Annotated in this window: 13 protein-coding genes; 4 read left to right on the forward strand and 9 right to left on the reverse strand. The window is 51.1% G+C overall.

Going from position 1 to position 13,468, the window contains the following annotated elements:
• Positions 1 to 19 precede the first annotated feature (19 nt).
• The 9 genes from tolB to cydA form a co-directional block, all read right to left on the reverse strand.
• Positions 20 to 1,312, reverse strand: a complete 1,293-nt coding sequence (gene tolB, locus G8S19_RS15495) for a Tol-Pal system beta propeller repeat protein TolB (RefSeq protein WP_038638949.1) — start codon at positions 1,310 to 1,312, stop codon at positions 20 to 22.
• A gap of 128 nt (positions 1,313 to 1,440) precedes the next feature.
• Positions 1,441 to 2,697 carry a cell envelope integrity protein TolA gene (tolA, locus tag G8S19_RS15500; RefSeq protein WP_003022980.1) on the reverse strand — a complete coding sequence of 419 codons (1,257 nt, stop codon included), beginning with the start codon at positions 2,695 to 2,697 and terminating at the stop codon, positions 1,441 to 1,443.
• Positions 2,698 to 2,761: 64 nt separating this feature from the next.
• Positions 2,762 to 3,190 (reverse strand): colicin uptake protein TolR, encoded by a 429-nt coding sequence (gene tolR, locus G8S19_RS15505; RefSeq protein WP_005125437.1) that lies wholly within the window; start codon positions 3,188 to 3,190, stop codon positions 2,762 to 2,764.
• A 3-nt stretch (positions 3,191 to 3,193) separates the two neighbouring features.
• A complete protein-coding gene (gene tolQ / locus G8S19_RS15510; protein WP_003022976.1) occupies positions 3,194 to 3,886 on the reverse strand; it encodes a Tol-Pal system protein TolQ in 693 nt (230 codons plus the stop codon).
• Positions 3,883 to 4,287: a tol-pal system-associated acyl-CoA thioesterase gene (ybgC, locus tag G8S19_RS15515; RefSeq protein WP_005125439.1), complete on the reverse strand. Its 405-nt coding sequence runs from the start codon at positions 4,285 to 4,287 to the stop codon at positions 3,883 to 3,885. Before ybgC ends, tolQ begins: the two co-directional genes overlap by 4 nt.
• A gap of 273 nt (positions 4,288 to 4,560) precedes the next feature.
• Positions 4,561 to 4,854, reverse strand: a complete 294-nt coding sequence (ybgE, locus tag G8S19_RS15520; protein ID WP_167469990.1) for a cyd operon protein YbgE — start codon at positions 4,852 to 4,854, stop codon at positions 4,561 to 4,563.
• Positions 4,854 to 4,967: a cytochrome bd-I oxidase subunit CydX gene (gene cydX / locus G8S19_RS15525; protein WP_003022970.1), complete on the reverse strand. Its 114-nt coding sequence runs from the start codon at positions 4,965 to 4,967 to the stop codon at positions 4,854 to 4,856. The genes ybgE and cydX overlap by 1 nt, the downstream gene beginning before the upstream one ends.
• A 14-nt stretch (positions 4,968 to 4,981) precedes the next feature.
• The gene (gene cydB / locus G8S19_RS15530) at positions 4,982 to 6,121 is read right to left on the reverse strand and encodes a cytochrome d ubiquinol oxidase subunit II (RefSeq protein ID WP_005125441.1); all 1,140 of its coding nucleotides are present in this window, start codon (positions 6,119 to 6,121) and stop codon (positions 4,982 to 4,984) included.
• A gap of 15 nt (positions 6,122 to 6,136) precedes the next feature.
• Positions 6,137 to 7,705, reverse strand: a complete 1,569-nt coding sequence (gene cydA / locus G8S19_RS15535; protein ID WP_005125442.1) for a cytochrome ubiquinol oxidase subunit I — start codon at positions 7,703 to 7,705, stop codon at positions 6,137 to 6,139.
• A gap of 1,218 nt (positions 7,706 to 8,923) precedes the next feature.
• On the opposite strand from cydA, the gene glmS reads away from it, so the two are divergent.
• The 4 genes from glmS to G8S19_RS15555 are packed head-to-tail and all read left to right on the forward strand — an operon-like array spanning position 8,924 to position 13,466.
• On the forward strand, positions 8,924 to 9,373 hold the full coding sequence (glmS, locus tag G8S19_RS15540; RefSeq protein ID WP_003022963.1) for a methylaspartate mutase subunit S: 450 nt from the start codon (positions 8,924 to 8,926) through the stop codon (positions 9,371 to 9,373).
• Positions 9,373 to 10,767, forward strand: coding sequence for a methylaspartate mutase accessory protein GlmL (gene glmL, locus G8S19_RS15545; protein ID WP_061067545.1), 1,395 nt, complete (start codon positions 9,373 to 9,375; stop codon positions 10,765 to 10,767). The genes glmS and glmL overlap by 1 nt, the downstream gene beginning before the upstream one ends.
• Positions 10,768 to 10,779: 12 nt before the next feature.
• Positions 10,780 to 12,225: a methylaspartate mutase subunit E gene (locus tag G8S19_RS15550; RefSeq protein ID WP_048212243.1), complete on the forward strand. Its 1,446-nt coding sequence runs from the start codon at positions 10,780 to 10,782 to the stop codon at positions 12,223 to 12,225.
• A complete protein-coding gene (locus G8S19_RS15555) occupies positions 12,225 to 13,466 on the forward strand; it encodes a methylaspartate ammonia-lyase (RefSeq protein ID WP_005122534.1) in 1,242 nt (413 codons plus the stop codon). The genes G8S19_RS15550 and G8S19_RS15555 overlap by 1 nt, the downstream gene beginning before the upstream one ends.
• Positions 13,467 to 13,468: the final 2 nt, after the last annotated feature.

Genomic DNA, 13,468 nt, shown 5'->3' on the forward strand with positions numbered 1-13,468 from the left:
ATTAATCAATTATTTATTATCACAGATACGGCGACCAGGCAGGGAATTTAACCTGACCATCAGTTGCCGGAAGACGCGCTTTGAAACGCCCATCTGTAGAAACCAAATTCAGCACGGATCCCATCCCCTGAGAAGAGCTGTAGATTACCATAGTGCCGTTAGGTGCCAGACTTGGCGTTTCGTCCAGGAACGTTGACGACAGAACTTGTACGCCACCCGCTACCAGATCTTGTTTGGCAATGTGCTGCTGACCATTAGCCGAGCTTACCATTACCATAAACTTACCGTCGCTGCTGACATCAGCATCCTGGTTTTGTGAACCTTCCCAGGTAATACGCTGCGGAGCACCGCCGTTGACGTTAACTTTATACACCTGCGGACGACCGGCCTGGTCAGACGTAAAGGCCAGGTTTTGGCTGTCCGGGAACCAGGTAGGTTCCGTGTTGTTGCTACGACCATCAGTGACCTGACGGATCTGACCAGAACCGATGTCCATGACATACAGATTCAGGCTACCGGTTTTAGACAGGGCAAACGCCAGTTTGCTGCCATCCGGAGAAAACGCAGGTGCACCGTTGTGACGCGGGAACGAAGCAACCTGACGCACTGCGCCGTTGGACAACGTCTGAATAACCAGCGCTGAACGACCGCTTTCGAAGGTAACGTAGGCCAGTTTAGAACCGTCCGGAGACCACGCCGGAGACATCAGCGGCTGCGGAGAGCGGTGAACGACAAACTGGTTGTAACCATCGTAGTCAGACACACGTAATTCGTACGGGAACTGACCACCGTTCGTCTGAACAACATACGCGATACGAGTACGGAATGCGCCCTTAATACCAGTCAGTTTTTCAAAAACTTCGTCACTTGCGGTATGGCCCGCATAACGCAGCCACTGCTTGTTCACTTTATATGTGTTCTGTGCCAGTACGGTACCTGGTGCGCCACCGGTATCAACCAGTTGATATGCAACGCTATAGGAACCATCCGGGTTTGGCGTAACCTGGCCAACCACTACGGCATCAATACCCAGGGCAGACCATGCAGCAGGCTGAACTTCAGCCGCAGTCCCCGGCTGCTGCGGCAGGCGAGAACGGTCTAATGGGTTAAATTTACCGCTGTTACGCAGGTCAGCACCTACGATACCACCGATATCTTCAGGTGCGGCGCCCGGCCCTGCCCACTGGAACGGGACAACACCAATCGGGCGTGCCGAGTCCACCCCTTGGGTGATCTCGATACGTACTTCTGCATGCAGCACTGCTGCCCACAGCATCAGAAAACCAAATGCTACTCGTAATGCCTGCTTCATCATATCTCCCTTATCTGGACGGAACGCCCACGATAATTTAGCAGAATGTTAACAAACTCAAATACACAAAACTACCAGAACTCTGTCTCAACCTTAGACTGTTTCCCCCGATTCCTCAGGGGTCGTTATTACAGTTTAAAGTCCAGTTTGGCATCTTTTACTTTTTCATAAACAGCCTGGCTAGGCGGCTTAGGAATTCTGGCTGTTTTCGCAGCCGTCAGCGCAGCCTGGCACAATGCCGGATCCCCGCCCTCTTCGGTCACATCCAGTAGCAGACCATCAGGCGCTAACTTGATATGTAATACGCAGGATTTACCCGCATACAAATCGGCGCCATACAGACGACTCTGAATCGCATTACGAATTTGAGATGCGTAAGCACTGATATCAGCGCCAGATGCACCGCCATTTGCACCACTTGTACCACTATCTTTCGCCGGTTGGCCGTTTCCTTTCGCTCCACCGCCCGATTTCGGTGCATTCTTACCGGAGCTTAAGTCACCTAATAAGTCGTCAACACCCGAAGCGGCAGCGGCTTTTTCGGCAGCGGCTTTTTTCGCAGCAGCGGCTTTATCTGCCGCAGCTTTCTTATCGGCAGCAGCTTTCTCGGCTGCAGCCTTTTTATCTGCTGCAGCTTTTTCAGCAGCAGCTTTCTTGTCAGCGGCAGCCTTTTCAGCAGCGGCAGCTTTCGCGGCGGCGGCTTTTTCTGCTTTCTCAGCGGCAGCTTTCTCGGCTGCTGCTTGCTTAGCGGCTTCAGCCTGTGCTTTCTTCGCAGCATCAGCGGCAGCCTTAGCAGCTTGTGCTTCGGCAACCTTCTTAGCATCAGCAGCCGCTTTTGCAGCTTCCGCCTCAGCTTTCTTCTGGGCATCAGCAGCGGCTTTCTTCGCGGCATCTGCCGCTTGTTTCGCCTGAGCATCTGCTTTAGCTTTCGCATCTGCAGCAGCCTTCGCCGCAGCCTCTTCAGCCTGCTTTTGTTGCTCCTGTGCTTTCGCCGCAGCGGCTTCAGCCTGTTTCTGCTGTTCCGCCTGCTCGCGCACTTTTTCCTGCGCCGCTAAACGTTCTTTTTCCAGCTGTTTCAGACGCTCTTGCTCTGCCGCCTGCTTCTCACGAAGCTCTTCGGCCTGCTGCTGCGCCTGTTTCTCACGCTGTTCTTCTGCACGTTTCGCACTTGCCTGCTGTTGCTGCTGCCTGTCGTACTGTTGAACAACAGCACCAGGATCGACCATAACGGCGTCGATGGACGAACCGCCACCGCCGCCGGCTGAAGCATCAATGTGCTCATCGAACGAACTCCAGATCAGCGCTGCAAATAAAATGACATGCAGCACCGCTGAAATAATTATCGCCCTTTTGAGCTTGTCGTTTTGTTCGGTTGCCTTTGACACTCTCGGTTCCCAAAAAACTGTTCGCCTGTTACGCGCTATCTTTCAAGCCAGCAAAACGCCGTCATCAGATTGGCTGCGTCATCAAGCCAACCGATTTAACGCCTGCACTGTGTAACAAGTTCAGCGCTTTAATTATTTCATCATAAGGCACGTCTTTCGCACCACCGATTAAAAATACCGTTTTCGGATTGGTCTGCAGGCGGCTCTTCGCTTCCGCGATAACCTGCTCCGGCGGCAGCTGATCCATCCTGTCTTTTTCAACCACCACGCTGTATTGCCCAACACCGGAAACTTCAATAATGACCGGTGGCTCGTCGTTACTGCTGACGGCTTGCGATTCAGTCGCATCCGGCAGGTCGACTTCCACACTCTGCGTAATGATCGGCGCGGTTGCCATAAAGATCAGCAACAGCACCAGCAGTACGTCGAGCAACGGTACAATATTGATTTCAGACTTAAGTTCGCGACGACCTCGTCCACGCGTTCTGGCCATGGTTTACCCCTTGTTGCTCTCGCTAACGGTAAACGCCTGGCGGTGCAGAATCGCGGTGAACTCTTCCATAAAGTTGTCGTAATTCAGTTCCAGCTTGTTCACGCGCTGATTCAGTCGGTTGTAAGCCATAACCGCCGGAATTGCCGCAAACAGACCGATGGCCGTTGCAATCAACGCTTCCGCGATACCCGGTGCAACCATTTGCAGCGTCGCCTGTTTTACCGCGCCCAGCGCGATAAATGCGTGCATGATCCCCCAAACGGTACCGAACAGACCGATATACGGGCTGATGGAGCCGACAGTGCCGAGGAATGGAATATGCGTTTCCAGCGTTTCCAGTTCACGGTTCATCGAGATACGCATCGCACGGGATGCCCCCTCAACGACCGCTTCCGGCGCATGACTATTCGCCCTATGCAGACGCGCAAATTCTTTGAATCCGCTGTAGAAAATTTGCTCTGAACCCGCCAGATTATCACGACGCCCCTGGCTTTCCTGGTACAGGCGCGACAATTCAATGCCGGACCAGAACTTGTCTTCAAACGCTTCGGCTTCACGTGAAGCAGCATTAAGAATACGGGTCCGCTGGATAATAATGGCCCAGGATGCGATTGAGAAACCAATCAAAATCAACATGATAAGTTTAACCAGAAGGCTTGCCTTCAGGAACAAATCAAGGATATTCATGTCAGTCACTGCTTAAACTCCGCGACAATAGACTTGGGAAGCGCACGAGGCTTCATTTTGAGTGGATCAACGCAAACAATCAGAACTTCGGCTTCATTCAGCACGACGTTCTCTGCGTTGACAATGCGTTGCGTGAAAACCAATGAGGTGCCACGCATTGACGTAATTTCGGTTTGGACTTCGAGCATATCGTCAAGCCGGGCAGGCGCAAAATACTCCAGGGTCATCTTGCGCACCACAAAGGCTACACGTTCGGCCAACAGAACCTGCTGACTAAAGTGATGATGACGCAGCATCTCTGTGCGTGCTCTTTCATAAAAAGCGACGTAGCTGGCGTGATAAACCACCCCACCGGCATCGGTGTCTTCATAATAGACACGAACCGGCCATCGAAAAATATACTTATTCATTCTTACTGCCTCTTTGTTGGCTTCGCCCACTCACACCGGTCGCTTAACGTTGTAAGCGCCTGGTGACTCGCGTTCTTGCCGCCGCGATGCATCAAGAATGTCGTTGTATATCGCGCTGTCTTCACTTTACATCCCGGTAATGCAATTAGGTTAGTGCTTTCAAACTTCGCTACTATACGCGCGGGAATGGTGCTTTGGAATGGGGGAAAGTAAACGGAGAGTAAAAAATTATGGGCTTATGCAAGCCCATAAATATTTAAGGATGTTTCTTATTCAAAAGAAGAAGAAAATCAGACCAACAACGAGGACGATATCTGCGATCAGCGGGCAGAAGATGCCCTGCCAGTGTACGGCGCGAGGACGAAAGCCAACGCCGTGAATGATGCCTGCGCAGACCGCCCACATCAGCAGAAAACCATGCCAGATTTCAAGCGTACTGGTTTTAGCTGCGAAACGTGACGGATCCCAGAATATGCAGCCGGCCAACACGATTGCCAGCACAAAGGAAAGCGCCCGCAAGGGGCGCTTGTCCATCGCGTTGTATACCACCGCGATAATGTTGATCATCAACTGTCTTCTTGTCCGGCCTTGCCTGATTCAACGTGCTCAAGCGCCAGCGCTGTGATTATCCCAAATGCACAGGCAAGAAGCGTTCCCAAAATCCATGCGAAATACCACATTTTAAGCTCCTTACTTAGTACAGAGAGTGGGTGTTGCTTTCAATATCTTCTTTGGTGATGCGACCAAACATCTTCCAGTAACACCAGCCGGTGTACAGCAGAATGATCGGTACGAACACACAAGCTACATACGTCATCAGATTCAGCGTCAGCTGGCTGGACGTTGCATCCCACATGGTCAGACTCGCATTCATCATGGTGCTGGATGGCATCACAAACGGGAACATCGCGATACCGGCAGTCAGGATGATGCAGGCTAACGTCAGTGAGGAGAAGATGAACGCCCAGGCCCCTTTCTCCATACGGGAAGTCAGAATGGTCAACAGCGGCAGAACCACGCCCAACGCCGGAACCAGCCACAGAATAGGTGCATTGTTAAAGTTCACCATCCATGCGCCCGCTTCACGCGCCACTTCTTTGGTCATCGGGTTAGAAGCGGCGTGGTGATCCAGTGCGGAAGTCACAACATAACCATCAATACCGTAAATAACCCAAACGCCGGCCAGTGCGAAGCAAACCAGAGTCACCAGCGCCGCAACCTGTGAGGTGGTACGTGCACGCAGATGTAGTTCGCCTACGGTACGCATCTGCAGATAGGTTGCGCCCTGAGTGATGATCATCCCTACGCTCACAACCCCTGCCAGCAGACCAAACGGATTCAGCAGTTGGAAGAAGTTACCGGTGTAGTACAAGCGCATGTACTCATCCATGTGGAACGGAACACCTTGCAGCAGGTTGCCAAACGCAACACCGATAACCAGCGGCGGCACGAAGCTACCGATGAAGATGCCCCAGTCCCACATGTTGCGCCAGCGCATGTCTTCGATCTTGGAGCGGTAATCAAAACCGACCGGACGGAAGAACAAAGACGCCAGTACCAGGATCATCGCCACATAGAAACCGGAGAACGCAGCGGCATACACCATCGGCCAGGCAGCGAACAGTGCGCCACCCGCGGTGATGAGCCAAACCTGGTTACCGTCCCAGTGCGGGGCGATGGAGTTAATCATAATTCGACGCTCGGTATCATTACGACCGAGGAAACGGGTGAGCATGCCCACCCCCATGTCGAAGCCATCAGTGACCGCAAAACCAATCAGCAGAATGCCAACCAGCAGCCACCAGATAAAACGCAATACTTCATAATCGATCATTTGACGACTCCTGTCTTAGCGTGCCGGCTGAGAAGTCACAGTGGACTGCTCGTAGTGATAACGACCGGTTTTCAGGCTACTCGGCCCAAGGCGTGCGAACTTGAACATCAGATACAGTTCAGCCACCAGGAACAGGGTATACAGGCCGCAAATCAACAGCATCGAGAAGATGAGGTCGCCAGCGGTCAGCGAAGAGTTCGCTACGGCTGTTGGTAACACTTCACCAATCGCCCACGGTTGACGACCGTACTCTGCGACAAACCAACCGGATTCAATAGCAATCCACGGCAGCGGAATCGCATACAGCGCGGTGCGCAGCAGCCATTTTTTCTCGCCGATACGATTACGAATCACGGTCCAGAAGGACACAGCAATGATAGCCAGCATCAGGATGCCGCACGCCACCATAATACGGAATGCGAAGTACAGCGGTGCAACACGAGGGATAGAGTCTTTCGTGGCTTGCTGAATTTGCGCTTCGGTCGCGTCGGTGACGTTGTCCGTGTAGCGTTTCAGCAGCAGACCATAGCCCAGATCTTTCTTCATGCTGTTGAACTGGTCGCGAACAGCCTGATCGGTAGAACCTGCACGCAGTTCTTCCAGCAGTTGATACGCTTTCATCCCGTTACGGATACGCTCTTCGTGCTGCACCATCAGATCTTTCAGACCAATGACCGGTGTATCAACGGAGCGGGTAGCGATGATGCCCAGGGCATAAGGAATTTGAATCGCAAAATGGTTTTCCTGCGCATCCTGGTCCGGAATACCGAACAGCGTAAAGGATGCCGGTGCAGGTTGGGTTTCCCACTCGGCTTCAATAGCAGCAAGTTTGGTTTTCTGCACGTCGCCCATTTCGTAACCAGATTCATCACCCAGAACGATAACAGACAGAATGGCAGCCATACCAAAGCTGGCAGCAATAGCAAAAGAACGTTTAGCAAACGCGAAGTCACGGCCGCGCAGCATATAGTAGGAGCTGATACCCAGAACGAACATCGCGCCACAAACATAACCAGAAGCCACAGTGTGAACAAATTTCACCTGAGCAACCGGGTTGAGCACCAGTTCAGAGAAGCTCAGCATCTCCATACGCATGGTTTCAAAGTTGAAATCCGCAGCGATTGGGTTTTGCATCCAGCCGTTCGCAACCAGAATCCACAGTGCGGACAGGTTTGAACCTAAGGCCACCAGCCAGGTGACGCACATATGCTGGACTTTACCCAAACGGTCCCAGCCGAAGAAGAACAGACCTACAAAGGTGGATTCGAGGAAGAAGGCCATCAAACCTTCAATCGCCAGCGGCGCACCGAAAATATCCCCTACATAGTGGGAATAGTAAGACCAGTTAGTCCCGAACTGGAACTCCATGGTCAGACCGGTTGCCACACCCAGAGCGAAGTTGATACCAAACAACTTGCCCCAGAACTTGGTCATATCTTTATAAATCTGTTTGCCGGAAAGGACGTAGACCGTTTCCATGATGGCCAACAAGAACGCCATACCGAGCGTCAGTGGCACAAACAGGAAGTGGTACATCGCGGTCAAGGCAAACTGTAAGCGCGACAGTTCGACTATATCTAACATCATGACTCCTTGCTCATCGCATGAAGACTCCGAGAGTGAACCCCGTTAGAAAGGGTCACACGCATGCCCCAATACAAATTTATTTGCTTCCTTCCCCCGCTGCTCTTTCTTCTCATTTGAAGAAAGGACAATGATGAAAGGTTACAAACATGTTAATAAAACACTCAAATTGATCCCGCAATTATATTACGCCGTAAAATCCTTACAATAAACAGGTTTTTATCGAGGTAAATTTGCATTTTTCGATAGTGATCAATTTATAGCTAATTTATCACTTTCAGACCAATTTGATCTGCAGCAATTTAACCTCATTTGGTGATGTTTACCAAGTTTTAAACATTGATTTAAATCAATTTTCAATTTAAATGTTAATAGTGTTTATCGCTAGCGTGACTAGTGAACACCATGTTAACGATATGTTTTTCAATGAGTAATTGCCGTTACTACAAATGATAGGATATTTATTTAAATCTACACGATCTTTTAACCAGTCTGGGGGACAAAATTATGGACAGATAAAGAGTCACTATTGCTGGGTAGCTCACAGTTTTTTGTTTAGCAAGTCCTGTAATCATTATTTAATACAAATCATTCATTTTAATTTTACTTATAATTAACACCACAATGTAACTATCTCAACTGGAAGCGAAGCGGCAAGCATTGACCGACGCCCTGAGGTTTGGCGATCTCCCTGCAGAGACCCGCCGTTTCGCTTAAATCATCACTGTAAGTTATCACTCCCACCACAACATCGCTTCTATGCCAAAGAATATATATATTCCGAACAATTCATTATCATTTTTATCTTAAATTTAACAAAAAAATTTACGACATATAAGATTAATAAATAAAAAACCGTTATGCCGTTCACAAGTTATTTAGCGAATACCATTTTCGAAATTATTAAAAACACCCCTGACAAAGCCTGCGCCACAAAATAAGATTTCGATCACAAACATGGCAAGTGGTTTATTAGGTAATTCGCTAATAAATAAAATAACCAATGGAAATTAATTTATAACACATTGATTTAAATGAATTTTTATGAAGGCAAAATATAACAATCATTTTGCGCAGGATATTTTGAAAATAGATCAATTGCTTCCTTTTCCGCTTCCACAGAAACTCCAACCCTATTAAAAGGTTGTCAAAACCCATGCTCTAAATATTAGAAAACAATTTTCACTTATTGACCATCAGCCCTACAGAGGATTACCCATGAAGAAATCTACACTTGTTATTGGCGTCATCGGTGCTGACTGCCATGCAGTAGGCAATAAAGTTCTGGATCGCGTTTTTACTGCTCATGATTTTCACGTAATCAACCTCGGGGTGATGGTGAGCCAGGATGAATATATTGATGCCGCGATTGAAACAGGCGCTGATGCCATCGTGGTGTCTTCCATCTACGGCCACGGCGACATTGACTGCCTCGGCTTGCGTGAGCGCTGTATTGAACGTGGCCTCGGCGACATCCTGTTGTACGTCGGCGGCAACCTGGTCGTCGGAAAACATGACTTCGCCGATGTCGAAGTGAAATTTAAAGAGATGGGGTTTAACCGCGTCTTCGCACCGAGCCACGACCTGGAAGATGTCTGTGCGCTTATCACTAATGATATTCACCAACACAATGGCCTCGAGCAGCGTTGCCTGGAAGAGGCCATCTGATGCAAACAGTTTCTGTCGATATCGGCTCGACATGGACCAAGGCAGCCCTCTTCGCCCATGAAGGGGAGGAATTAACCCTGGTAAACCATGTCCTGACCCCAACCACCACACATCATCTGGCAGACGGTTTTTTTGCCAGCCTGAATCAGGTGCTGAACGTTGCCGATGCTCGCCCGTTACTGAAAAGTGGTGAAGTGCAGTTGAAATACTCCTCCTCGGCCAAAGGTGGACTCGCCGTGGCAGCAATGGGGCTGGTGCCTTCCATTACGCTGGAATCGGCAAAAGTTACCGCCCATTCGGCAGGAGCGAAAATCGCGCAATATTATTCGTACAAACTGAACCGTCATGACATCCAGGAACTGGAATCTGCACCGCCAGATATTCTGTTGTTTACCGGCGGTACAGACGGCGGCGAAGAAAGCTACGGCCTGGCGAATGCGCACGCGCTGGCAGGTTCAAAGCTTGATTGCGCCATTATCTACGCCGGAAACCGGGACATTCAGGACGAAATACAAACGATTCTGGGACACAAAGATCTGACCACGGTAGACAACATTCTGCCGGATCTCGATCACCCGAATCCGTTTGCCGCGCGCCAGGCGATTTGCGATGTGTTCTTGTCACGCATTGTCAAAGGTAAAGGTCTGGACGTCATTGTTGGCGAAACAGGCGAAGAGCCAATGCCGACGCCATGGACGGTCTATGAGTTAGTCAAAGCCATTAGCGATTACGACAACGCATGGAAGGAGTTCATGCTGATTGATATGGGTGGCGCCACCACGGATGTCTATTCAGCCAGCGCGAATACCCTCTCCCCCGATACTGTCCTGCATGGTGTCCCTGAACCGTTCGTCAAACGTACCGTTGAAGGTGATTTGGGCATGCGCGTTTCCGCCGTCGTGGTGGGAGAAAGCACGCAGGATATGGTGAAAGTTGTTTTCGCCCAACAACCACAACGTGAGGAAGCGTTTTATCGCTACCTGCGCCATCTGGTTGGGCAGCCGGACTACCTGCCGGTCAACGAGGAAGAGAAATATTTCGACACTTTGTTAGCCGGTTTGTGCGTGGGCTATGCCACTGAGCGCCACGCGGGCACTAAGAAGCAGGTTTGCACCTGCGTCGGTAACGTGGATTTACAGATGGGTCGCGATCTCACCACCGTACGCAAAGTCGTCGGTTCAGGGGGATGGCTCTCTCGCGCCAGCCAGTTCGATATCCATAACTGGCTTAAATACCGGGAGCTGGACGACCAGGGTAAAAGAATTCTGTTACCGAATCAGTTTGAGTATTACCGCGATTCAAATGGCCTGCTCCCGCTACTGGCAAACGTCGCCAGGCTGTACCCGCAAGCCGCTGCTCGCACCAGCATTCAGTGTTTAACCCTACAAAACTAAAGGCAGCTACGAATGGAACTTCGAAATAAAAAATTGACCCACGACGAATTCATGACCGAAAGGCACCAGGTGTTGCAAACCTGGGAAACCGGCAAAGACGTTGAGAAATTCGAAGATGGCGTGAAGTACCAGCAATCAATTCCAGATTCAAAACGCTTCTCCCTCGCGCTGTTGAAGGCCGATCAAGAAGGTAAAACGCTGAGCCAGCCGCGTGCAGGCGTCGCACTCATGGATGAACATATTGAGCTGCTTAAAACATTGCAGGAAGAATGTGACCTCCTGCCAAGTACCATCGATGCCTATACCCGTCTGAACCGCTATGAAGAAGCAGCTGTCGGGATCCAAAAATCTATCGAGGCGGGCACCTCCAAACTGAATGGTTTACCCGTCGTCAATCATGGGGTTGCTGCCTGCCGCCGTATGACTGAGTCGCTGGAAAAACCAATCCAGGTCCGCCACGGTACGCCGGATGCGCGCCTGCTGGCTGAAATCGCCATGGCCAGTGGCTTTACCAGCTACGAAGGTGGCGGTATTTCCTACAACATCCCTTACGCTAAACGCGTCACCCTGGAAAAATCCATCCGCGACTGGCAGTACTGCGATCGCCTGATGGGTCTGTACGAAGAGAACGGCATTCGCATCAACCGTGAGCCGTTTGGCCCGCTGACCGGTACCCTGATCCCGCCGTTTATGTCCCACTCGGTGGCGATTATTGAAGGTCTGCTGGCGCTGGAACAAGGCGTGAAATCCATTACCGTCGGCTACGGCCAGGTCGGTAGCCTGACGCAGGATATCGCCGCCATTCAGGCGCTGCGTGAACTGTCCCACGAATACTTCCATAACCACGGCTTCGACGATTACGAACTGAGTACCGTTTTCCACCAGTGGATGGGCGGATTCCCGGAAGATGAAGCGAAAGCCTTCTCCGTTATCGCCTGGGGTGCGGCGGTTGCCGGTATGTCCGGTGCCACGAAAGTCATTACCAAAAGCCCGCACGAAGCGTTCGGTATCCCAACGGCTGCAGCCAACGCCCAGGGTCTGAAAGCGTCACGCCAGATGCTCAACATGGTCAGCGACCAGAAATTCCCGCAGTGCGCTGCCGTCGAGCAGGAAGTCGAACTGATTAAGAGTGAAGTCCGCGCAGTACTGAAAAAAGTCTTCGAACTGGGTAATGGCGACATTGCGCGCGGTACAGTGCTGGCCTTTGAAGCTGGCGTACTGGATGTGCCGTTCGCACCTGCCGCCTGCAATGCGGGCAAAATTCTGCCGGTGCGCGATAACACAGGCGCCATCCGTATTCTCGAAGCCGGTGCGGTTCCGCTGCCGAAAGATATTCTCGCCCTGCACCACGACTATGTCGCAGAGCGCGCACATTTTGAAGGCCGCAAGCCTTCTTTCCAGATGGTCATTGATGACATCAACGCCGTATCCCACAGTAAATTAATAGGAAGACCATAATGAAAATCAAAAAGGCCCTTTTCACCGCTGGCTACTCCTCATTTTATTTTGACGATCAGCAGGCCATCAAAAATGGCGCCGGTCATGACGGGTTTATCTATACCGGCGATCCGGTAACACCTGGATTTACCTCTGTTCGTCAGGCGGGTGAATGCGTTTCCGTGCAACTGATTCTGGAAAATGGCGCAGTAGCGGTGGGCGATTGCGCAGCGGTGCAATATTCAGGTGCAGGTGGCCGTGATCCGCTATTCCTGGCAGAAAATTTCATTCCGTTCCTCAACGATCACATCAAACCGCTGCTGGAAGGCCGTGACGTTGATGCGTTCCTGCCAAACGCCCGTTTCTTTGATCAACTGCGTATTGACGGTCATCTGCTGCATACCGCCGTCCGCTATGGTCTGTCTCAGGCGCTGCTCGACGCGGCAGCGCTGGCTACCGGTCGTCTGAAAACTGAAGTGGTTTGCGATGAATGGCAACTGCCGTGCGTGCCGGAAGCCATTCCATTATTTGGTCAGAGCGGCGACGACCGTTATATCGCCGTTGACAAAATGATCCTCAAAGGGGTGGACGTCCTGCCGCATGCGCTGATCAACAACGTGGAAGAGAAACTGGGCTTTAAAGGCGAAAAACTGCGTGAGTATGTACGTTGGTTGTCCGACCGCATTTTAAGCCTGCGCACCAGCGAACGTTATCACCCAACGCTGCATATTGATGTGTACGGCACGATCGGTTTGATCTTCGATATGGATCCCGTGCGCTGCGCCGAATACATCGCCAGCCTGGAAGCCGAAGCACAGGGCCTGCCGCTGTATATCGAAGGGCCAGTAGATGCGGGTAACAAGCCGGATCAGATCCGCATGTTGACTGCCATCACCAAAGAACTGACCCGTCTGGGTTCCGGCGTGAAAATTGTCGCCGACGAATGGTGTAACACCTATCAGGATATCGTGGACTTTACCGATGCGGGCAGCTGCCACATGGTACAGATCAAAACCCCTGATCTTGGCGGTATTCACAACATCGTTGATGCGGTGCTGTATTGCAACAAACACGCCATGGAAGCTTATCAGGGCGGTACTTGTAACGAAACCGAGATCAGTGCCCGCACCTGCGTACACGTGGCGCTTGCCGCGCGTCCGATGCGTATGCTGGTTAAACCGGGTATGGGTTTCGATGAAGGTCTCAACATCGTGTTTAACGAGATGAATCGCACCATCGCGTTGTTGCAAACTAAGGATTAAGA

Origin of the sequence: Citrobacter sp. SX206, from assembly GCF_024181025.1 — a bacterium.
Lineage (GTDB): Bacteria > Pseudomonadota > Gammaproteobacteria > Enterobacterales > Enterobacteriaceae > Citrobacter > Citrobacter youngae.